This is a genomic window from Thiomicrorhabdus xiamenensis, assembly GCF_013282625.1.
Lineage (GTDB): Bacteria > Pseudomonadota > Gammaproteobacteria > Thiomicrospirales > Thiomicrospiraceae > Thiomicrorhabdus > Thiomicrorhabdus xiamenensis.
The window spans coordinates 2,400,707-2,423,134 of the sequence record NZ_CP054020.1; the positions used below are offsets into that span (position 1 = coordinate 2,400,707).

At 49.8% G+C, this 22,428-nt stretch carries 19 protein-coding genes; 10 read left to right on the top strand and 9 right to left on the bottom strand.

The annotated features are described in order from the left end of the window. The first annotated feature begins 28 nt into the window (after nucleotides 1-28). On the top strand, nucleotides 29-1,348 hold the full coding sequence (locus HQN79_RS11095) for a TolC family outer membrane protein (protein WP_173286533.1): 1,320 nt from the start codon (nucleotides 29-31) through the stop codon (nucleotides 1,346-1,348). A gap of 126 nt (nucleotides 1,349-1,474) precedes the next feature. Here HQN79_RS11095 and HQN79_RS11100 read toward each other — a convergent pair whose 3' ends face one another. Continuing rightward, on the bottom strand, nucleotides 1,475-2,581 hold the full coding sequence (locus tag HQN79_RS11100) for a TRAP transporter substrate-binding protein (protein WP_173286535.1): 1,107 nt from the start codon (nucleotides 2,579-2,581) through the stop codon (nucleotides 1,475-1,477). A 156-nt stretch (nucleotides 2,582-2,737) separates the two neighbouring features. Between HQN79_RS11100 and HQN79_RS11105 the strand changes: the two genes are divergently transcribed. After that, the gene (locus HQN79_RS11105; protein WP_173286537.1) at nucleotides 2,738-5,431 is read left to right on the top strand and encodes a methyl-accepting chemotaxis protein; all 2,694 of its coding nucleotides are present in this window, start codon (nucleotides 2,738-2,740) and stop codon (nucleotides 5,429-5,431) included. A gap of 80 nt (nucleotides 5,432-5,511) precedes the next feature. Here HQN79_RS11105 and HQN79_RS11110 read toward each other — a convergent pair whose 3' ends face one another. Next, complete coding sequence (locus HQN79_RS11110) at nucleotides 5,512-6,441, bottom strand: DnaJ C-terminal domain-containing protein (protein WP_173286539.1); 930 nt, start codon at nucleotides 6,439-6,441, stop codon at nucleotides 5,512-5,514. A gap of 177 nt (nucleotides 6,442-6,618) precedes the next feature. On the opposite strand from HQN79_RS11110, the gene HQN79_RS11115 reads away from it, so the two are divergent. After that, nucleotides 6,619-6,804 carry a hypothetical protein gene (locus HQN79_RS11115; protein ID WP_173286541.1) on the top strand — a complete coding sequence of 62 codons (186 nt, stop codon included), beginning with the start codon at nucleotides 6,619-6,621 and terminating at the stop codon, nucleotides 6,802-6,804. A gap of 77 nt (nucleotides 6,805-6,881) precedes the next feature. Here the strand turns inward: HQN79_RS11115 and HQN79_RS11120 are convergent, their stop codons facing one another. Continuing rightward, on the bottom strand, nucleotides 6,882-9,065 hold the full coding sequence (locus HQN79_RS11120) for a TonB-dependent receptor (RefSeq protein ID WP_238843373.1): 2,184 nt from the start codon (nucleotides 9,063-9,065) through the stop codon (nucleotides 6,882-6,884). A gap of 92 nt (nucleotides 9,066-9,157) precedes the next feature. Then, nucleotides 9,158-9,406 (bottom strand): hypothetical protein, encoded by a 249-nt coding sequence (locus HQN79_RS11125; RefSeq protein ID WP_173286543.1) that lies wholly within the window; start codon nucleotides 9,404-9,406, stop codon nucleotides 9,158-9,160. Between the two features lie 437 nt (nucleotides 9,407-9,843). Here HQN79_RS11125 and HQN79_RS11130 point away from each other — a divergent pair, with 437 nt between their 5' ends. Further along, nucleotides 9,844-11,007 (top strand): hypothetical protein, encoded by a 1,164-nt coding sequence (locus tag HQN79_RS11130; protein WP_173286545.1) that lies wholly within the window; start codon nucleotides 9,844-9,846, stop codon nucleotides 11,005-11,007. Between the two features lie 152 nt (nucleotides 11,008-11,159). Further along, complete coding sequence (locus tag HQN79_RS11135; protein WP_173286547.1) at nucleotides 11,160-12,149, top strand: hypothetical protein; 990 nt, start codon at nucleotides 11,160-11,162, stop codon at nucleotides 12,147-12,149. Between the two features lie 30 nt (nucleotides 12,150-12,179). On the opposite strand, the gene HQN79_RS11140 is transcribed toward HQN79_RS11135, so the two are convergent. The 4 genes from HQN79_RS11140 to uvrD form a co-directional block, all read right to left on the bottom strand. Further along, nucleotides 12,180-13,442 (bottom strand): TlpA disulfide reductase family protein, encoded by a 1,263-nt coding sequence (locus HQN79_RS11140; RefSeq protein WP_173286549.1) that lies wholly within the window; start codon nucleotides 13,440-13,442, stop codon nucleotides 12,180-12,182. Continuing rightward, nucleotides 13,443-14,252 carry an ABC transporter permease gene (locus HQN79_RS11145; RefSeq protein WP_238843374.1) on the bottom strand — a complete coding sequence of 270 codons (810 nt, stop codon included), beginning with the start codon at nucleotides 14,250-14,252 and terminating at the stop codon, nucleotides 13,443-13,445. A 2-nt stretch (nucleotides 14,253-14,254) separates the two neighbouring features. Next, nucleotides 14,255-14,875, bottom strand: a complete 621-nt coding sequence (locus HQN79_RS11150; protein WP_238843375.1) for an ABC transporter ATP-binding protein — start codon at nucleotides 14,873-14,875, stop codon at nucleotides 14,255-14,257. Nucleotides 14,876-15,155: 280 nt separating this feature from the next. Further along, the gene (gene uvrD, locus HQN79_RS11155) at nucleotides 15,156-17,414 is read right to left on the bottom strand and encodes a DNA helicase II (protein WP_173286551.1); all 2,259 of its coding nucleotides are present in this window, start codon (nucleotides 17,412-17,414) and stop codon (nucleotides 15,156-15,158) included. Nucleotides 17,415-17,804: 390 nt separating this feature from the next. On the opposite strand from uvrD, the gene trxA reads away from it, so the two are divergent. The 5 genes from trxA (at nucleotide 17,805) to hemE (ending at nucleotide 22,036) form a co-directional block, all read left to right on the top strand. Next, entirely contained in the window at nucleotides 17,805-18,119 is a 315-nt protein-coding gene (gene trxA / locus HQN79_RS11160; protein ID WP_173286553.1) for a thioredoxin TrxA, read from the top strand. A gap of 118 nt (nucleotides 18,120-18,237) precedes the next feature. Then, nucleotides 18,238-19,494, top strand: coding sequence for a transcription termination factor Rho (gene rho / locus HQN79_RS11165; protein ID WP_173286555.1), 1,257 nt, complete (start codon nucleotides 18,238-18,240; stop codon nucleotides 19,492-19,494). 133 nt (nucleotides 19,495-19,627) lie between these two features. Beyond that, nucleotides 19,628-19,882, top strand: coding sequence for a type B 50S ribosomal protein L31 (locus tag HQN79_RS11170; RefSeq protein ID WP_173286557.1), 255 nt, complete (start codon nucleotides 19,628-19,630; stop codon nucleotides 19,880-19,882). A 149-nt stretch (nucleotides 19,883-20,031) separates the two neighbouring features. Next, a complete protein-coding gene (locus HQN79_RS11175) occupies nucleotides 20,032-20,862 on the top strand; it encodes a thermonuclease family protein (protein WP_173286559.1) in 831 nt (276 codons plus the stop codon). 109 nt (nucleotides 20,863-20,971) lie between these two features. Next, complete coding sequence (hemE, locus tag HQN79_RS11180; protein WP_173286561.1) at nucleotides 20,972-22,036, top strand: uroporphyrinogen decarboxylase; 1,065 nt, start codon at nucleotides 20,972-20,974, stop codon at nucleotides 22,034-22,036. Nucleotides 22,037-22,151: 115 nt separating this feature from the next. On the opposite strand, the gene HQN79_RS11185 is transcribed toward hemE, so the two are convergent. Further along, nucleotides 22,152-22,421 carry an oxidative damage protection protein gene (locus HQN79_RS11185; RefSeq protein ID WP_173286563.1) on the bottom strand — a complete coding sequence of 90 codons (270 nt, stop codon included), beginning with the start codon at nucleotides 22,419-22,421 and terminating at the stop codon, nucleotides 22,152-22,154. Nucleotides 22,422-22,428: the final 7 nt, after the last annotated feature.

Below are 22,428 nucleotides of genomic sequence, written 5' to 3' on the forward strand. Positions count from 1 at the left end.
AGATTTTGCATTGATAGAGACGATGACTATGAACAAACGCTTTCCTAAACTACTTGTCGCGCTAAGCAGCGCTCTTGCCCTCAACAGTTTTGCAACTTCCGCGCAGGCAATTGAGCTGGTACCAACGGTTGAAGACGCAATTCTGCACAGCCCTGAATTCAGACAGCAAGTCAAAGAAAAACAAGGGGTTGAAGCTGACTTAAGAGGCGCTGAAGGCGGCTGGTTGCCATCTGTAGACCTGGGTGCAGGTATCGGTAAGGAAAAACTGGAGATCGAAGGCCAGGAAGAAACCGATCTAGATCGCAGAGAAGCTTCCATCAGCCTGACCCAAAACCTATTTGAAGGTTTCGGTACGCAAAATGAAATCAAACGTCAGGAAGCGCGTTTAGAGTCCTCTAAATTCGCAACCAAAGCGGCGGCGAACAAAGTTGCTCTAGATATGGTTTCCGCTTATATGAACCTGTTGAAAGAACAGCAGCTTCTTAACCTGGCCGAAGAAAACAAACTGACACACGAACGTATTCTGGATCAGATCGTTCAACGCAGTCAGGCCGGTGTCGGAAACCAGGTTGAAGTCGATCAGGCAAAAGCTCGTCTAGCCCTGGCAAACGCTAACGTTACCGCAGCGAAAAATAACTATCAGGATGTACTGACTCGTTTCCACCGAGTTCTTGGCCGTTTCCCTGACAGTGACTTGATCAAGCCAAACATGGACATCACGATTCCAAACACACTGGAAGAAGCAATTAACACCGCCCTAATGCAGCACCCTACTCTGCGTTCGGCCAATGCTGATATCACCAGTGCACGCGCTCAGTATGCTACGGCACAAAAGCTTTACTATCCTCGCGTAGATGTTGAAGTCATGCAGACGTTTGACGAAAACATCAACGGTATCGAAGGCAAGTACGAAGACTTCCAGGCCATGCTGCGCCTTCGTTACAACCTGTTTAACGGTGGTAAAGACCAGGCAGTTGTCGACCGCGCGGCGGCTGATATCTACCAGTCTGCAGAAGTACGCAACAACACTCGCCGTGAAGCGATCGAAAACCTTCGCTATGCATGGGAAGCGACAAACTTCCTAGGCGAGCAGCTAATCTTCCAACAGCAGCAAATCGACTCCACTTTGGAAACCTTGAAAGGTTACCGCCAGCAATTCAGCCTGGGTCGCCGTTCATTGCTTGACCTATTGAACACTGAAGACGAATACATTCGCGCTAAAATTGCGCTTGTTACCAGTGAAAACGATTACATGATCGCAAAATACCGCGTTCTGAACGGTATGGGTTCATTGGTTGAAGCCTTAGGCATTCAGTTGAACTACGAGAAAGCTCCTGAACAGAAATAATCCCTTTCTGTCAGGACAATAAAAAAGCCCTCATATGAGGGCTTTTTTATTTGTCGGCTCTGCTTGATGATTCAACCACTAAATCAGTCAATGACTGACTCAGTGTATAAAAGCAGTGGCAGTAGCCTATAACGAACGCGCTTTCAGGAAAGCCCCTTCGGATACAGCCGTCCATTGAGAAACCTGTTCCTTAAAGGCTTTCTGCGACGCCCAGACTTTCTCTGACAGCGGATCCGCCTTGGCTTCTTCCTCAATCACCTGTTCGGAAATTTTCTTCAACTCAATAAGCACTTCATCCGGGAAGTGGCGCAGTTCAACTTTATGCTTGTTGATAAGCGTCTGCAATGCCTGCTGGTTACGAGCCGTATATTCAGCCAGCATATCGGCATTCGCCACCTTAAGCGCATTGCGCACGATACTCTGAAGATCCTCAGGCAATTCGTTAAATGCTTTCTCGTTGATCATGCACTCCATAGTGGTCCCCGGCTCATGCCAACCTGGAGTGTAGTAGTATTTCGCCACTTTATAGAGCCCGAACGCCAAATCATTGTATGGCCCGACCCACTCGGTCGCATCCAAGGCACCGGATTGCAATGATGGGAAAAGCTCTCCACCCGGCAAAGTCACCGGAATTCCGCCGGCCCGTTTCAAAACTTCGCCGCCCAGTCCCGGCATACGCATTTTCAGACCTTTCAGATCATCCAGGGAATTGATTTCTTTGTTAAACCATCCGCCCATCTGTGTACCGGAGTTACCACCCGGATTCGGAATCAGACCGAAAGGCTTATAAGCCTCTTCCCAAAGCTCCATACCTCCGCCGTAGTAAAGCCAGGCGTTCATTTCCTGAGCCGTCAAACCGAAAGGAACCGACGAAAAGAAAGCCGCCGATGGGATTTTTCCTTTCCAATAGTAAGCGCCGGCGTGGCCCAACTGTGCATTCCCCTGGGAAACCGCATCGAAAACCTCAAAGGCACCGACCAGCTCTCCGGCTCCATAAACTTTAACCTTGATTCGGCCACCGGACATCTCATTAATCAACTTCGCAATATTATTTGCGCCCGTTCCCAATCCCGGAAAGTTTTTCGGCCAAGTGGTAACCATTTTCCACTCGTAGGTTTTCTGTGGCTGCATCGCCTGCGCAGCCTGAGTATTGTCTTCACCGGAACCACAAGCCGTTAACGCCGTGGCAGCAGTTGCGCCCGCCACAGCTCCTAAAAACTCTCTACGTTTCATGTGTTTCTCTACCTTTTTATCAAAAATCAACCGTGCCATTTTAAGCAAAAAAATAAGGTGAAATAAGTTTTTTGGCTTTGTTACTACCAGCCCATTAGCGTAGTTGTTCGAAAGACATATAATAACCTTACTTTTAAAAATGGATTGGGCATCACTATGAAACTGCTCCCAAAACTGATCATCAGCTTCCTTCTTATCGGTTTAATCCCTCTGTTTATTTTCGCCTCTCTGGCTATCCATAAAGCCGATCAGGGGTTACACACTCTCGCAGTCCAACAATTGGAATCGGTGCGCGATAACAAGAAAGCTTCAGTCCAAAGATATTTCGAAACGGTACGCCGTGAGGTGCTGACCCTTGCCGATACGCAGGTTATCCTCCAAGCAATGTTTTATCTGCCACCCCAGGTCAAAAGCTATCAGGCACTGTCCGATACCCTCTCCGACAACGACAAGCAAGCTATTCGCGAGAAACTGAGCGCCAAACTTGCTTCGGAAGCAGACAGCGATGCCGCCAAAACCTGGCTTAGAAAAGCGGTTACTCAGCTTGACGACATTGCCCTATTGATGCAGAGCGACTATATCGCCGGCAACGAAAACCCGAAAGATCAACGCTGGAAACTGCTTAAAGGGACCAGCAAATCCGCCTACCACGCCATTCACGCTTCAATGCAGCCGGTGGTGCACAAATTCATTACGAACAGCCATTTCAACGACCTCTATCTGCTTGATAAAGATTCTGCACGCGTTCTCTATTCCGTCAGCAAACAGGGCGACTTCGGGATTGATCTGCAACAACCGAACTGGCAAGGTTCCGCACTGGCTCAGGCCTGGCAAAAAGCCCGCAATCTGACCGAAGGTCAAACCGCTTTTATCGATTTCAGCCAATACGCCCCTGCTGGCAAAACGCCGGTCGCATTCATGGTTGCTCCGGTCGTATTTGAAGGAAAAAAAATCGGCCTGCTTGCCGTTGAGTTTACCTATGAGGAACTCAATGCCATTATGAGCGACCGCTCGGGAATGGGCAGTAGCGGCGACAGCTTCATTATCGGCAGCGACGGCCTGATGCGCACCGATGCCAGCCTCGACCCAAAACACAGCGTACTCTATGCCTTTACCCATCGTAACGAGACTGGCGCCCATCATACCTTTAAGACGGCTTTGCAAGGCGACAGCGGCGTACAAACCGGCAGCAGCTTTCAAGGCACCGAAGTCATCAGTGCCTACACGCCACTGAAAATTGAAGAAACTGAGTGGGTACTGGTAACAGAGATGTCGCAGGAAGAAGCTTTTGCCAGCTCGGAAGCGCTACAAAAATCGACCTGGTGGATGGTTATAGTTGGCTTGTTGCTTATCAGCACGGCGGCCTATCTGATTGCCCGCAGTATCTCGCGTCCGGTGCAGGATTTGGTCGAAACCATGAAAAACATCCAGCAAAGCGGTGATTTCAGCCAACGGCACCCGGTATCCGGCAAGGATGAAATCGCCGAAGCGGCTCAAGCACTCAATCATCTAATGCAGAGTCTGGATATGGCCTTTAAGGAAATCCGTCTTGTGATGCACTCCATCAGTCAGGGTCAATTCAATCTACGGGTCAACAGCGATCTACATGGCGATTTGTCCGATCTCAAGGAGGATATCAATCTCTCTGCGCAAAGCGTGGAAACGACCATGCAGGCCCTATCGGAAGTTATGCTCGGTATCGCCGAGGGCGATTTCTCGGTACGTTTGGATCAAAACGTCAAAGGAGAACTTAAACAGCAGGTTGATAACGCGATGCAGCAGATGGATGTTGCCGTGAATACAATTTCCGAAGCGATGGAATTCGCAGCAAAAGGTGAATTTTCGCATCGAGTAACCGGTGATTTAAAAGGCGATATGGTCAAGTTAAAACATTCGGTCAACGCCTCACTGGAAGAAATTGAAAAAGCGATCGATGAGATTACCTTGTCGGCCAAAGCCATGTCGGAAGGCGATCTTACCCGTCTGGTCGAAGGCAAATACGACGGTGAGCTGCTGGAGCTGCAAACGGCGCTGAATCACTCTATCGACCACCTGTCCGAAATGGTCGCAACCATCCGCAACGCCTCCGACGAAGTCACCCGCGGTGCAGACCAAATCTCTCACGGCAGCATGGACCTGAATGAACGCACGCAAAATCAGGCCGCCGCACTGGAACAGACCGCTTCTTCGATGGAACAGATGACCTCTTCGGTACGCAGCAACTCGGACAGTGCGCAACAGGCTTATCAACTGGCCGAGAAAGCTCAAGACAAAACCCAACAAGGGGTTTTGATCATGAACCAGACTATTGAAGCGATGCACGGTATCGAAAGCGCCAGCGAACAGATCAGTAATATTATCGGCCTGATCGACAGCATCTCTTTCCAGACCAACCTTCTGGCGTTAAATGCCGCGGTTGAAGCCGCTCGAGCCGGTGAAGCCGGGCGCGGTTTTGCGGTCGTTGCCGGAGAAGTCCGCAATCTGGCAGGTAACTCGGCCGATGCCGCCAACCAGATCAAACAACTAATCGACAATACTGTAGAGCAGATTCACAAAGGGACCGAACTTGCCGGACAATCCAGTGAAGCCTTACAGGAGATCCGCTCGGCCATTCACGAGGTCAACGAGCTGATTGCCAGAATCAACCAATCCAGTTCGGAACAAGCAACAGGCATCACTCAAGTCAATCAGGCGATCAGTAATATCGACCAGACGACTCAGCAAAACGCCCATCTTGTAGAATCGCTCTCGGAATTTTCCGGCGACGTCGACCGCCAATCCAAAGCCTTGCAGCAGACGGTTTCCGGATTTGCCATCAATCTAAACCGTCGCTTGCCGAACAAGTCGTAAAGGAAGCCACAGCACAAATAAAAAAACGCACACCAGACTCATCCGGAGTGCGTTTTCTCTCTAACAGAAGCGCGTAACAATTACACGGTCTGCACACCCTCTTCTCGAGGATTGAATGGCATAATTTCAGCCATTTGCTCATACAATGCCTTAGCCTGCTCTGAATCGGCCGGTGGCGTATGAATTTGGATCACTACGTACTGGTTTCCCGGCTCTTTACCTAACCCGCGACCTTTCAGGCGCATTTTCGCACCCGATTGTGTGCCCGCTGCAATCGACATCTTGACCTTTCCTTTCAGGGTCGGAATTTCCACCTTGGCACCCAAAGCGGCTTCCCATGGCGTAACCGGAAGCTCAACGATCACATCCTTGCCGTCCACTTTAAAATTCGGGTGCTTCTGCAGATTGATTTCAATAATCACATCACCGCGTGGACCGCCATTCACGCCCTGAAATCCTTTTTCCTTAACGCGAATCTTCTGGTCCTGCAGGACTCCAGCCGGAATACGCACCTTAATCGGCTTCGTATCATAGGAATGACTGCGCGAGCTGGAGACGCCGGTTTCGACATTGATTACGCGCTCACAACCTTCAATGGCCTCCTCCAGACTGACCATAACTTTGGCAACCTGATCTTCCCCCTTACGTGGGCGCGCTTGACGCTGACCGCCAAAACCGCCTGCGCCACCGAAACCACCAGCACCGCCACCAAACATATCGCCAAAGATATCCCCGAAGTCAGCGCCGCCGAATCCACCTGCGCCACCGAAACCGCCACCAAAGCCTCCTGCACCGGCCTGCTGATAATTCGAACCGAACTGGTCATACATATTACGTTTTTCCGGATCGCTCAGGGTTTCATAAGCTTCGGAAAGTTCTTTAAACTTGGCTTCATCCCCGGTCTTCTTATCCGGATGATATTTAGCCGCCAGCTTACGATAGGCTTTTTTGATTTCCGCATCACTGGCCGCTCGCGACACACCTAAAATCTGGTAATAATCCTTGCTCATTCAAGCTCCTTAACGAATTCTTTTTCTGCCCGCATATATAAGGACTCTCTAAACAAATTTCAAGGATTCTTGTTCTACTGGCATCAATATTGCGTTAACAATCATAAAGCGTTCACAAAATGTCAGTAAAATTCAATCCAATTTGCCTAAGATCCACTTCTTTTTCAGGAGGCGTTTATGTCAAACCCCAATTATATCCTGATTGCCAAAGGCCGTAAGCACCTGACCTTTAAAGCAACCCACTCCAATTACCACTATCTTGAGGAAATCGGAGCCTTAATCTTGAAACAACCCAAAAGCAGCTACCTGCGATATGATATTTTCGAAACAGAAAACGCAACACTTGCACTAACTTCAGCGTAGTACGCCTCTTTTTTGGGCAAAAAAAAACCCCGGAGCGAAATCGCGCCGGGGTTTCAAAACAAATCTACAAGACTTTTTTAGAAATCCACGCGCAGATTCAATTTGAAGTTCCGTCCTTGCGCCAAAGTATAACCTTTATAGGTATCCAGGAAATCGACATAGGACTTGTCAAACAGATTCTCGACAGCCAGATTCATATACAGTTTCTGATTCTGCGAGCCTTTAATCATCGCCGAGTAACGCAGATTCCAAAGTGCATAAGCCTCGGTTGAAGCGCGACCGATCGACATATTGTCGAACTGAGAGAAAGGCTCATAAGCACCGGCCGAGTCTTTATCCGCCACCAGTTTGGTTTCCACGGTCCACTTCTGACGGGTAAAGCCGTTCCAATCCGCCGGCAAATAACTGTTTTGAATCAGCATATTATGCGCCGGAATCAGAGGCAGATCACGCGAATTATCTTCGTCGCGCCCCTCAATCCACTCCAAAGCCAAAGACGACTGCCACTGCTTGTTCCAGCGGTGATCAATGTTGAATTCAAAACCGCGAATAACCGCATCCGTCTGCTGCGCCTGCATTTCAGGCAAAGCTCCGCCCGAATCACAGGCGACAATTTCACCTTCATTTGGCGAACCTTCGGATCCGCGACACAGCCCTGTATTGGCCAGATAAATATAATTATCGACCCAGTTCTGATAAGCGGTCGCCACCATACGGGTAGATCCGTTGTCCCAGCGCAAAGACAGATCGGTGTTCAACGCCGTCTCTTCTTCAAGCTCCGGATTTCCGATCTGATACGCCTGAACACCGCCGTGCTCACCACCGGCATAGAGTTCGAAAATGCTCGGGGCACGGAAACCGCGGGCAATATTCCCAGCCAGGCTCCAGCTGTCATTCAGGCGATAGGTGGTACCGAGCGACCCGGACCAAACTGCGAAATCGCGTTCATTATTGGACTCGTCAAAAATACCCGCTTCTTCGGTAAAGTGTTCATTATTACCGTCTACCGGCGCATATACATGATGCCAGTCATAACGCGCTCCGACCTGCACCAGCCAGCGATCATAATCCGCCTCTTCAAACAGATACACCGCCTGTTTGCTGACATCGGCGCTTGGCGTCAGATGCCCGGACAACAGACGCTGCTCTTTTTCGCTGAACTCAACCCCGATCTCCCCCTCGAAATCACCGAATGCAGGGTGTTCTGCAGCCATTTTCCAGTCGTGGCGTTTCACTTCCAGATTTAGATAATGGTCTTCGCCTTCATCCTGCGCCATGGTTTCATATGGCAAATCGTGCGCCGCTTCACGTTTGTTCAGCGTATACACCCAGGAAGGCTTCAAAATCCAGTCGCCGGAAAAAATTTCCGCGCTCAACTGGGTTTCCTGATTACTCAACTTCTGTCCGGTCGGCAATGCCTCAAATTCGCTATTCGGCCCGTCCGCTTCAATTCCCAAATAGTTCTGTTTCGACTGCCAAATCTGGTGGCGCAAAGTGACTTGACCCCAATCCTGACGCCAACCTAAACCGATATTCGCTGCCCGATTTTCAAAATTGGTATAGGGAACCGTACCGACAAACAAGGGACGATCATCCGCCGGAGAGGCCGGAGTTGGACTGACGGCGGTATCCGCATTCGGAACCTTGAAATCGTCTGCTTTGCGGATGCTCGCACCGGCGCTGATAGCGAAATTACGCGAGCCGGCACCGACCTTAGTACCGAAATGCATCTCATCATTATTGCTATTAAGTTCAAAATCCACTTCGCCGTGCTGTTCCTGCTCAAACGGCAGCGGATCGGATAATACATTGACCACGCCCCCCAAGGCTTCCGAACCGTACAGAACACTCTGCGGCCCGCGGATCACCTCAATACGTCCGGCAAGGTAAGGATCGACATTCGGCAAATGACGTGTTCCATAAGCCTGATAATCTGTGCTGCTCCCGTTCGATAAAACTTTTACACGCTCGCCGGTCATGCCGCGAATCACAGGCTTGCCGGATTGTGGGCCGGCCGACAGGTTGTTCACTCCGGGCGTCTGCGACAGCATTTCACCTAAAGAGCCGCTTTGCAAAGCGCGTTTAGCCTCTTCATCCACCGCATCAATTTGCGACGGCACTTCAAAAGCTTCATGCTCGTGAATCGGTGACGCCGATACGGTAATGTTTTCCAGTACGGTGCCGCTTGTCTGATCTGCATAAGCAGACAAAGGTATACCACCGGCCATCGCAATAGCCAGCGTTAATCGATTTAATCTCATCTCTCTTTTCCTGAATCAGTTAATTTGTACGCAATCCTCCCTGAACGTTACTGCCTCGAATGCAGACGAACGGGTTCATTACGTATGAAGGATTACGGATTCAGGCTTGGTGGCGCGCGGACGGAATAGGAGGCATAAGCCCTAATTTGAACGACAAACGAATAGAGTGTCGGAAGATACTCCGGCGTGGAAAAACCGGGAGCCAAAAAACTGAAAAAAGCACTGTGAACTCGCGGCTCGGAAGCCTGATCAAAGGCATCACAGTACGCAGAGTGTTCATGGAAAGGGTGAACCTCGGCGTGAATGACCGCCGCCGTCTGCGCCAATACAAATAGCAACAAAATCCATTTCCAGAAGCGGAATGGATTTAAGAAAAATCGCGATTGCAGCGTTGGCGAAGCGGCTTGAGAGAGTTCCATTCTTTGGATTATAAAGGAATTTTGGTTAAAAGCAGTCCTGTAATTCGCAGAAAGCGCCTTTCCCTGCCTACAGAAATTTATCCTCCGAGCATTCATCTATAAAAAAAACTAATTATCCAAGAAAAATTTTAAAAACGATTTCACTTCCTGAATATAGATAAAAGCGTTCTTAGCCTTTACCATGCCTCAGTAAGCAAATTTTACTAGTCAGAAATACCACCCTTTATTTTTAATGGGAAATCCGGAATTTCGCTTCCGGAGCTTTCTTGCCGGCAAGTTTGCGAACCTGAATCGATACGCGATTTAGAAAATATATCAATAACTTATTAACAATAATTACAGACGAAGGATAATAAACCATGGCAATGCTATTTACAGGCACTCCATTTGAAACAGAAACGCCTGAAGGAACGCTTTTTAACAACTTTCCCGGTGAAGCAGCCAATCCGCTTAGCGGGTTGGAAATGCTAACCGGACTTATCTCTTCAGGTATCGGCGAGTCACCTTTCTCAGGCCTAGGCGAGATGCCAACCCCTTCCTTTCCTGGAATGGGCGATGCCGGACTTCCTGGCCTTGATTCTCTGACCGAAGGCGGACTGCCGACAGCAGCCGAAGTGGGAAACAGTATTCTTTCGGGTGTGACCGGCGGCTTCGATCAGGCACTGGCGACTTTCAACGGAGATGTACTGGGAGCGGTTACCGGCGGTATTTCCCAAGGGACTGCAGCGTTTGCCGGAGGACTTGAGGTACTGAACACCGAGGTTATCGGCGCAATTCCGGGGGCGATTGAAACACTCAGCGAGAACATGGGACCTTTGCAGGAAGCGCAAACAGCTCTACTAGGCCTTCCTGCTCAAGGCACAGGTATGTTTGTGGAAGGCATCAGCAATGCAGCGGGAACCATCTCCTATGCCGCAACGGCCGTTGGAAGCCTTCCGCAAATCGCCAGCTCCGTTATCGGTTCAGTAATCTCCACAGAAGACGGTTCGGCACTGCCGCAAATGGTTAACGCTGCGAACGAAATCGTAAGCACGGTAGCCACAACTTCAGGATCCATTGCGACACTGACCCAAACGCTGTTCGACGCATCCGGCATGATCGATGTTCAAGGCACGCTGACCGGCATTGCCGAGAGTTTTGATCCTGAAACCGTCGCAACCGCATTTCAAGATTCTGCGACAGCCGTAGTCACTAGCCTGGAAGGCCTTGCAAGCATGCCTGAAAGCATGGCTGGCTTCGGCCAGGAACTGATTGCCAGCCTTCAAGAAACCGGCGGCTATTTAAGCGATGAATTCTTTAGCGGAATTATTGATCCGCAAGCACCTGAATCCGGATTGATCGGCAGCTTCATCGCAGAGGCAACCGCTCCGGCACAAGCATTTGTCGAAGGAGCAAACCCAATGCCGGCAGCGCCTGGCGATATGGGCAATCCTCTAGAAGGACTTATGAGCGCATTCGACGGTTTACAGCCACCACAAGGCTTCAACCCGGCTCAATCTTTCCAAGACTTCTTCGCAGGCTAATATTAAGCCTTAAAGAAGACATTAAGAAAGGCGTAATTTCGCGTTACGCCTTTTTTGCCGTCTAGCGTTTAAGTAATACCTTATCGAAATATGGCATTACTTAAACGTTAGAACGACACCATGTCGCTTAGACAACTTAACCGGACATGATCATGCCAATAGACATTTTGAACAAAAATATCACCGCGTTCTCTGAACTTTTCGAGAGACACCTAAATAACCTGCACAACACCGAATTGCTGGAAAATCATTTACAAAACCTGCAAAACACCGAACTGTTAGAACGTCATTTGAACAATGTGCACAGTCTAACGCCTTCCGGAGTTAAGCCCCCCTCTGAGCTGCCGTCCTTGGACACACTGATCGAACCTCTGAATAAAGTGCCGGAAACACTTGTCTCTCTGGCTAAGACGGTATCTGCTGAAGCTTCGAACATTCTGGGTGATAAAACGGACCCACAAACCGTAGCAGAAGCGCTTAACCAGCTGGGCGAAATCAACGGACAAGCAATGGAAGTGGTCCAATCGGGAATCGGTGATTTCGCGCAAACGCTCAACCCGATGAGCGCCACTTTAATCGACATTGCCAGAACCGATCTTAAAGCGGTACCGGTATTAATCGATGAACAGGTTACGCCGCAGGTGACACAAGTATTCGACGTCTTAAATGAGCTTGCCCCCGAATACCAGCAGAGCCTGCTTTCATTATTCTCGGCAATCCGTACCGGCTCCGGCGATTTTCAGCAGACCGTTGAATCCGGCTTAACCGCTTTGCCGCAATCAATCGCCAAAGAGTCAGTCGCAATACTCGAAACGGGGCTGCAATCGGTCGATTTCATCGGCGAACAGATGCTGCCGGTAGCGAATGCGGCTTTGAAGAGCATGCTATATGAATCAACCGAACCGACAGCGGCTTTTATTGACAAGCAGCTGTACCTGATCGATGGCAGCGCAGGTTTACTGGTCGAGAATGAAGAGATTCTTCCACTGGAACAGCTTCCAATGCAGGCGCTCTCCTCGTTTATTGAACCGGGCAACGAGTTTGATAATGCCGCAGGAGGGCTAAACCCGACAGGAGCCGCCGAGTTTTTACTGCTTGCAAGTCAACAGATCACTCCAGTTTGGGATACGGCTGTTAATTAACAAAAACATCCGCAACGGAGCTTTTCATCTTTATGGAAGTTCAGCGGTCGAGGCAGCCTGCAAAAGCTCTTCGAGTTTGAGCAAGTGATGCTCGGCCTGCCAATCAGTACCACCGAAAAGCGCAAAGCGGATAACGCCTTCGGCATCGATTACGTAACTGCTCGGATAAGCAAAGACTTTCCAGTCTTTTACCGCTTTACCTTCGGGGTCGAGCAAAACAGGAAAATTCAGCTGATGCTGGCGATTAAACGCTTGCACCGTTTCGCGGTCTTCGCCCAGATTAACTGCGAGAATTTCAAAAGGCCGGTTTTTCAGCTGTTTTTTCAATGCCGCCATCGACGGCATTTCATGCACGCAAGGCGGACACCAGCTGGCCCAGAAGTTCAGCAACACAACCTTGCCCTTGAGACGCTGCAAATCGACCGTCTCGCCCTGCAGACTCACCAGCTTTAATGGCAGATTCTGAATCCCCTGATAAACATTTAACTCTATGGAACGTGTTGCTTTCGGCTGAGCCTGTGCACTCGCTTTATGAATTTGTCGTGATTCAGTCAGGTAAGGAAGCTGCCAATGCATGGCATCGATAAGCTGTTCGGCGAGCCGATCCGCCGCCTGCTTCTCGCGCGGCAAGGCATCCGGACGGAAATAGAAACGGTCCCGCAATTCCGGCATCAACTGAATGAAAACATCACTTCCCTGAAGACTTAGGGTTTCCTGCAACTCCAGCAAATGCCAACGCCACGGGGAGAGTTCCGCCTGCAATACAGATATCGGTAAATTTGCATTGCTGACCTGCGGCCAGTAATCGGCCGATTTCCCCGGTTCCGGCGTATTGAGATAGAGATTGGGGTTGATCAGCAACAGACCAACCTGACTGAGCGGCTCGGAGCGCTGATAAGCCTCCAAAGCCTTTAACGCCAGAATACCGGCCCGGTTCGGGGCAAGAATCCACAGAGGTTTCTGCCCGTCATGCAAACGCTCAATCAGAATTCTGATCCAGTCCGTCGGTATTTTCTCAAAAGCGCTGGGAGTCGGTGAAAGGAACAGCGCTTCATAAGGATCCAGCATCGTCACTGAAAATCCTTTGTCCGCCAGTTGCTCGGCGATTTTTCGTTCCTGACTCAGAACGCCGTATTCCGACGGTAACCACAGAATCTGTGCCTGAGCGTCCTTCGGCTGCAATTCGAAAAGCGGAATTTCCGCATCGCCTATCTGCTCAAGACGCCCCTGCCACTCGGCCGCCTGAGACGACCCGAAGCAAAACACAAACATGAGCAGATAAACGATACGCATCTATTTTTTCGCCTTTTCAAGAACACTCAAGTGTAAGCGCTGGCGCTCGTCAAACAGCTTCTTAGCCGCCATTTCTACCGCAATCAAAGTCCCCGCCGCGGTCGATGTCGCAATCAACAGCATAATCATAATCTGGTATTTAACCGCTTCCATCGGACTGGCACCGGCAAGAATCTGTCCGGTCATCATTCCCGGCAGAGAAATGACCCCGGCTGCGACCAACATATTGATTACCGGAATCATCGAGGCGTGCAGACTCTGCTGTTTAATAAACTTCATCGACTCTTTGGCACTGTAACCCAATGCCAGTTGCGCTTCGACCTTATTCTTAAGCTGTTTGGTATTGCGGGTTAAATTATCCAGGCCGACGCCGATCGCCGTCATGCTGTTACCGAGCAACATCCCGAGAAGCGGAATAGCGTATTGCGGTTGATACCAGGGATCTGGCTGAATGACCAGCGTCAAAACGGCGACCAGCAACACCAGTGCGGTAACGGAAAGGGACATAAGCCCGATCAGAATACTGCTGTACTTCTGAAAACGATACTGCTGCCGCTTGGCAATCTCATAACCGGCTGCCAGCAGCATAATCAACCCCACCAGCGCAACCCAGAGCGGGTTATCGGCATAAAAGACCCAGGTAAGCCAGACGCCCATAAAAGAGAGTTGCGCCACCGCCCGCACATTGGCCCAAAAATACTGGCCGACATGGGTAAATCCCTGCAACCATAAAACGCTGCCCATTAATACAACCAGTACTGAAAGCATTGCCAGATCCCAGTAACTAATCAGAATCATCTGCGTTTCCATCGTCAGGCCTCCTGTACTTGCGGCGACTTATGCAACTCCTCAATGGAGCAGCAATAGGTCGGACATGCTAAGCGCTCTCTTTGCGATTGATCGTGGCTGATCCAGATCGCAGCTCTTTGCTCCTGCCGTAAATAGTCCTGCAACAGCGTTTCCACCTGCAAGGTACTCTCCGGATCCAGATTGGCACTGGTCTCATCCAAAAGCAACACTTTCGGTTCGAATGCCAACCCCCTAAGCAACGCCAAGCGCTGTTTTTCGCCGCTGGAAAGCTGATCCGGATGCTGCTGCAGAATCGATTTATCCAAGCCGATTTTCTGCAGCGTCTGCGTCGAAGGCGATTGGACAAAATGCTCGCCAACGGTTTCCAGCCACCAGGCAGTTTCCGCCGAAAAATACATCACCTGCCGTCGCCAAACCGGGGCAGGCATGGAATCGGACGCCTGCTCCTCAAGCAAAACCTTGCCATCATGCGCGATCAGATCGGCCACTGCTTTCAGCAATTGCGATTTACCGCTGCCGGAAGGCCCGTACAGCAACCATAGCTGCCCCGCATCAATCCGCCAGTTAACCGGCTGGCGCATTCCCGGCGCCTGTAAGTCAGCGATTTCCAATAAAGCTTGCATCAATATCCCACTTTATTTAATTCTAGAACACTCTGAAGTTTTGCTAATCAAGGCGCTCGGAGCGCGGTTTATAAAGCACATCCATGTGCTTTACCCCTTTGGGGCTTACGTTCAAAACCGTTCCAGACGTTTTTGCAGTCACTCTAAATAAGCGACGAGCAAAACCAGACCTTAAAATTCTAGAACACTCTGAAGTTTTGCTAATCAAGGCACTTGAAGCGAAGTTTAGCTAGACTAAATGAGCGCCAAGTAACACAGAGTAGCAAAACTTCAGGAAGTTCTAGCGTTTTTCCAGGCGGGCATAGGCCAATACCAGCCACTTGCTGCCGAACTCGGTGAAATTCACATGAATCCGCGCATGCTCGCCGCTGCCTTCGTAATTCAGCACGATACCGTCCCCGAATTTAGCGTGACTGACCCGTTCTCCAATCTGAAAACCGGTCTCATTCTGTCTTGCACTCGAAGTAAAACCGGCCGAACCTTCACGCTCCATCGTCGGTTGCACGCGTCCGGAAAGACGCACTTCCTGAATATACTCCGGCGGAATCTCTTTGATAAAGCGCGACATCACCGGAAAAAACTCGGAACCGTGCAAACGGCGGCGTTGAGCGAAGGTCATAATCAGCTGTTTCTCGGCACGGGTAATACCGACATAGGCCAGACGACGCTCTTCTTCGAGACGCGAAGCATCTTCCTGCGACTGCTGCGACGGGAAGAGCCCTTCTTCCATGCCGATCATAAATACCAACGGAAACTCCAACCCCTTGGCCGAGTGCATTGTCATCAGCTGCACACAGGACTCCCAGGCATCTGCCTGCTGTTCGCCCGCTTCCAATGCTGACTGTGCCAGAAACTCTTCCAGAGTACTCTGTTCCGGATTATCAATAAGGGTCGTGCCGTCCAGTCGGACAGACTCATCCTCGGCCGCCATAACCGATTCTTCGGTATTGATTCCGGCAGCCGTCTGCTGTTTGGCGCGATTATCGAATTGCGCGGCGGCGCTGATTAATTCATCAAGGTTTTCCAATCGCCCCTGTCCCTGCTCGGATTGATCCTTTTCAAAGTGCGCCTGCAACCCGGACAGCGAAATGGTTTTAACGAACTGTTGTTCAAGATCCTGTGCGTGCAAGGCATCCTGTAGCTGCTCGATCAGATCAATAAACCCTTGAACCGCCGTCTTGGCTCGTGCTTTCAAACTGTTCTCAAGCAGCATCTGAGAAGCCTGCCACAGCGAAATCTGCTGATCGCGAGCCACCTGCCGGATCGAATCGGCGGTTTTCTGACCGATACCGCGCGGCGGATGGTTGTAGACCCGCTCGAAGGCAGCATCGTCTTCGCGATTCACCACCAGACGCAAATACGCCAGTACGTCTTTGACTTCAGCCCGGTCATAGAAGCGCAAGCCGCCATAAACACGGTACGGAATCTGCGCCTGCATCAGCGCCTGCTCGATCATTCGCGATTGTGCGTTGGAACGGTACAAAACCGCGACTTCATCACGCTGACCGCCCTGTTCAACCCAGTTTTCGATCTGTGAGGTGACATAACGCGCCTCGTCAAACTCGTTAAACGCCTCATATAGAAGGATCGGGTCCCCTTCTTCGCCGGCACTCCATAACTGTTTCCCCATACGGCTGTCGTTATGCGAAATCAGCGCATTGGCCGCTTTCAGAATCGTACCGGTCGAACGATAATTCTGCTCCAGACGCACCATCAGCGTGCCGGCAAAATCCTGATCGAACTGACGGATATTTTCCACCCGCGCTCCGCGCCAACCGTAGATCGACTGATCATCGTCGCCGACGACAAACAATTTACCGCTGGCGCCAGCCAAGACACGCAGCCAGGCGTACTGAAGGGTATTAGTGTCCTGAAACTCGTCGACCAGAATGTGACGGAAGCGCGCCTGGTAATGACCGAGAATATGCGGTTTCTTCAGCCACAGCTCATGCGCGCGCAACAGCAATTCGGCAAAATCCACCAGACCGCCGCGCTGGCAGAGCTCTTCATACTCCTTATAGATTTCGACCAGTTTGGCGACATAAGGGTTATGACCGATTTCGATATGATGCGGGCGTCGCCCTTCTTCTTTTTCACCGTTAATAAAAGCCTGCACCTGCTTGACCGGCCATTGCGCCTCGTCCAATTCCATTGCTTTCAAAAGCCGTTTCAAAACGCGCTTCTGATCGTCGGCATCGAGAATCTGGAAATTATTCGGCAGATTCGCATCTTGGTAATGCTGACGCAAAATTCTATACGCAATGCCATGAAAGGTTCCCATCGTCAAGCCGCCGGCCTGCTGCCCGATCAGGTTTTCAACACGCCCGCGCATTTCGTTGGCGGCTTTATTGGTAAAGGTCACCGCCAGAATATTGTACGGCGAGTACCCCATGACTTTGGTCAGCCAGGCGATGCGATGCACCAACACCCGCGTTTTTCCGCTGCCGGCTCCGGCCAGAATCAAACCGTGACTTTCATCCAGCGTCACCGCTTGACGCTGGGCATCGTTTAAATCATCTAAAATAAAGGAGATATCCATTAATCTTTATCGTCCGCTTGGAAGCTTTTTACCCGTTGATCGGGTTGTTTGAATAATTCGTATATCCTACGCCAATTTGATCCTTTTTTCCGCCTAACTCCCTCCAAATACACCTTAATAAGGAAGCGTAGAAAATGCCCGCAAATAACAAAAAAATTCCAACGATATCTCTTGCTATTTAATTTTAAATAATGTAATAATTAACAAATTCAAAAAACTTCATTGATTCAAAGACTCTAAAAAACGCTCGTCTTTGAGTCTTTTTAAGTCATTTCAGACAAAAAAGCTCCGCAACTCTTCCCCCTATTTTGCTTTCAAAACCAAAAATTTTGGGCGAGGTGTATTTGCGCAAGGAGCTAAATAAAAGTATGCAAGAGAGAAGGAGAAAACATGATTTCTACAAGCGACGCGAACTTTGAAGCGGAAGTGCTACAGTCAGACGTACCGGTACTGGTCGACTTTTGGGCAGAATGGTGTGGCCCGTGCAAAATGATCGCGCCAATTTTGGATGAAATTTCCACTGAGTTTGAAGGGCGAGTAAAAGTTGCCAAACTGAATATCGATGAAAACCCGACAACTCCTCCTAAATACGGTGTACGTGGTATCCCGACCCTAATGTTGTTCAAGAACGGTGAAGTGGACGCAACTCAGGTCGGCGCACTATCAAAATCTCAACTGGTTAAATTCCTAGACGATAACCTATAAGAATTTTCTTGCACTTCCGGGCACCGCTCGGGAGTGAACCCTTCACAGACACATCCTATACGACTGCGACTGCAGCTTCCCAGCTACACGCTCACAATTAAACAATCGAAATTGAAGTATGCATTTATTAGATTTAAAAAAACGTTCAGCAGCAGAACTTATTGACCTAGCAAGCTCAATGGGACTGGAGAATCTTGCCCGTTTACGTAAACAGGACATGATTTTCGCCATTTTGAAAGCACATTCCAAAAATGGTGAAGACATCTATGGTGAAGGGGTATTGGAAATTCTGCCGGATGGCTTTGGTTTCTTGAGAACCGAAGACAGTTCTTATCTTGCCGGTCCGGACGACCTTTATGTTTCGCCTAGCCAGATCCGCCGTTTCGGCCTGCGTAAAGGGGATACCATTCAAGGCAAAATTCGCCCGCCGAAAGAAGGCGAGCGTTATTTCGCTCTGTTAAAGGTTGAGAAGATCAACTTTGAAGACCCTGAAGTCGCGCGCAAAAAGATCGCCTTCGAAAACCTGACGCCTCTGCACGCCAACGAGCGCCTGCGCATGGAGCTGGGCAACGGTTCGACCGAAGACATCACTTCGCGCATTATCGACATCGCAGCACCATTCGGTAAAGGTCAGCGTGGTCTGATCGTCGCGCCGCCGAAATCCGGTAAAACCGTGATTCTGCAGCAGATGGCTCAGTCCATTGCCGAAAACTATCCAGACTGTTATCTGATCGTCCTGCTGATCGACGAACGTCCGGAAGAGGTTACCGAGATGCAGCGTACCGTTAAAGGTGAAGTTATCTCCTCGACCTTCGATGAACCGGCCGCTCGCCATGTTCAGGTTGCGGAAATGGTTATCGAAAAGGCCAAACGTCTGGTTGAACATAAAACCGACGTGGTTATCCTGCTTGATTCGATCACCCGTCTGGCGCGTGCTTATAACACCGTGGTTCCGGCTTCCGGAAAAATCCTGACCGGTGGTGTCGATGCCAACGCTCTGCATCGTCCGAAGCGTTTCTTCGGTGCGGCACGTAATATCGAAGAAGGCGGTTCTCTGACAATTATCGCCACGGCACTGGTCGATACCGGTTCTAAAATGGATGAGGTTATCTTTGAGGAATTCAAAGGTACCGGTAACATGGAACTGCACCTGTCGCGCAATATCGCTGAAAAACGTACCTTCCCTGCGATCAATATCACCAAATCCGGTACCCGTAAGGAAGAACTGCTTATGGATCAGGATGAGTACCAGAACATCTGGGTATTGCGCCGATTCATGGGCGGCATGAACGAAGTCGAAGCGATCGAAACGCTGATTGATCAGATGAAAGTCAGCAAAACCAACGGCGACCTGTTCGAGGCAATGAAGCGATAATTATCGAAAAACTGTCTCATGGCATCTAAGCCGTTGATTCTTTTTACTTAAACTAAAAAAGAAACTTGCATTTACGGATTGAATCCATATAATGCATTTTTCTTTCGAAATTAACTATTAATGGACCGTCATCATGAAAGCAGACATTCATCCAGAATATAAGGACGTAGTTTTCCAGGACATCTCTACTGGTGAAACTTTCCTTACTCGTTCGACAATTGAAAAAACTTCTGGCGAAACCATTACTCTAGACGGTAACGAATATCCGCTAGTACGTATTGAAGTTTCTAGCGCTTCTCACCCTTTCTACACTGGTAAGCAGACTCTTGTTGATACCGAAGGTCGTGTTGAGAAGTTCAAGCAGAAGTTTGGTCGTCGTCGCGCTTAATCGCCGAAACGATTCAACTTTTGTCAAAAGCGCGGTTTATACCGCGTTTTTTTATGCCTGGAATTTCGCAAACCGGCATGCAAAAGTGGCAAAAGGCCCAAAAACTGCTTAAAGTAACAGCATTATTGTATGAATTCACCGGGTTGAGAATGCACACGAAACCAAGGTTTACCAATCGTCTTCTGCTGACGCCATTATTACTCCTTACCTTCCTGCCGACATTTCAGGCCAGCGCGCAGGAGAACTGCCGCAATCTTGAACCGGATGTCTGGGTGGAAGCGCAATATGCCATCAACGGTTCAACCATTATCGTCCAGAATCAACGCGTACACCTGATCGGTCTGTATACTCCACAGAAAGCGCGCACCTATAAATTTCACACCCCCGGTGAACCACTCGCTAAAGCGGCTCAGGAGCATTTAAACACCCTGTTGGCCAACCATAATCTGCAGATTGGTGTGGTCTATGACAAAAATCAGGTTGATAAAAACCGTATTCAGCAAGCGCACGTCTTTTTCAAAAACGGTAACAGTCTGAATGAAGCGATGCTTCGTTCCGGCTATGCCATTAACCGGACGCAGAACGACAACACCCGTTACGCCGAATGCTATTACGCAGCGGAGCAGCAAGCTCGCCAGGAAGGCTATCAACTCTGGGATCAGCTCCAAAAAAACCCGAACAGCCACTTTCCTTTGGTCAAAAGCAGCGAGATCACCGATCAGGATCAGGGATTCCGTATCATTCAAGGGAAAATCCTTGAAGTCAGGCAGTCTTCGACAAATTACATTCTGAATATGGATACCACCGGCGTTCGTATCCCCAAAAAAGCTTGGGATAAGTTCGACTACGCCAAACTACAGGCGCTCAATGGGCAAACCGTTGAAGTGCGCGGCTATGCTTACCTCTATAAAGGCCATATGTATATGGTGATCGACCACCCTTATGCCTTTGATGTCTTCAGTCCTCTTAAGCGATCTTGAGCGCAAACGCCTGCGATCGCAAACCTCCACACTATCTAAAGTTTTATAACAGCGCGCTTTCGGCTAGAATAGTCTGATTTTCAAACAGATACAGAGAAAGGGCCTAGCAATGGCAGAACTACAAAACGACCGCTTCTTACGTGCTTTATTAAGAGAACCTGTTGACCGCACACCGGTATGGATGATGCGTCAGGCAGGTCGTTACCTGCCAGAATACCGCGCAACACGTGCGCAAGCGGGTTCGTTTATGGACCTTTGCCGTAATGCCGAACTCGCCTGTGAAGTGACTCTACAACCGCTGGAGCGTTTCCCGTTGGATGCCGCGATTCTTTTCTCGGATATTCTGACCATTCCGGATGCCATGGGACTGGGGCTGCGTTTTGAAACCGGCGAAGGTCCGGTTTTCGACAAGCCGGTTCGCTCGATGGCGGATGCCAAGAAATTGTATGTTCCGGACATGGGATCGGATCTGGGCTATGTCATGAATGCCGTCAGCACCATCCGCAAAAACCTGAACGGCCGCGTGCCGCTTATCGGTTTCTCCGGTAGCCCTTGGACGCTGGCGACCTATATGGTCGAAGGCGGATCAAGCAAAACCTTCTCGAAAATCAAAGCAATGATGTATGACGAGCCGGCGACACTGCACCACATTCTGGACGTTCTTGCCGAATCGGTTATCCAATACCTGAACGCACAGATTGAAGCCGGCGCCCAGGCAGTACAGATTTTTGATACCTGGGGCGGCGTACTGACTCCACGTGATTACAAAGAGTTCTCGCTGCAATACATGCACAAGATTGTTGACGGCCTGAAACGTGAAAACGAAGGTCGCAAAGTGCCAGTAATCCTGTTCACCAAAGGCGGCGGACAATGGCTGGAAGATATGGCTGCAACCGGCTGCGATGCACTGGGGCTGGATTGGACCACCGATATCGACGTTGCACGTGAGCGCGTTGGCGACAAGGTTGCCATCCAGGGGAATATGGATCCGTCCATGCTGTATGCTTCACCGGAACGCATCCGCGCGGAAGTCGGCTTCATTCTAGAGAAATACGGTAAAGGCTCCGGTCATGTCTTTAACCTTGGCCACGGTATTCACCCGGAAGTTAAACCGGAACATGCCGAAGCCTTTATTAAGGCGGTCGTTGAGCTATCCCCTCAATATCACAAATAAGTCAGACAACGATTGCCATCCGCAATCGCTTCATCAAAATAGACTTAAGTAAAAAAGAAAACGCCCGGAGGATCAATCCTCCGGGCGTTTTACATTTTGCCGAAGCAATTCAGGCTTATAAAGCTTTGAATTCCTCTGGCATATCAACATCTTCATCGTTAAAGAGGAACTTCTGCATCTCTTCCATCAGGAAGCTGCGAGCTTTCGGGTCCAGGCTCGACAGACGGTATTCATTAATCAGAATCGTCTGCTGTCCTAACCATTGCTTCCAGGCTTCTTTGGAAACACTATCAAAAACCTTCTGTCCCAATTCGCCCGGAAACGGCGGAAAGTCCAGACCATCCAATTCTTCACCCAATTTGACACAGTGTACTTTGCGAGACATCATTCTC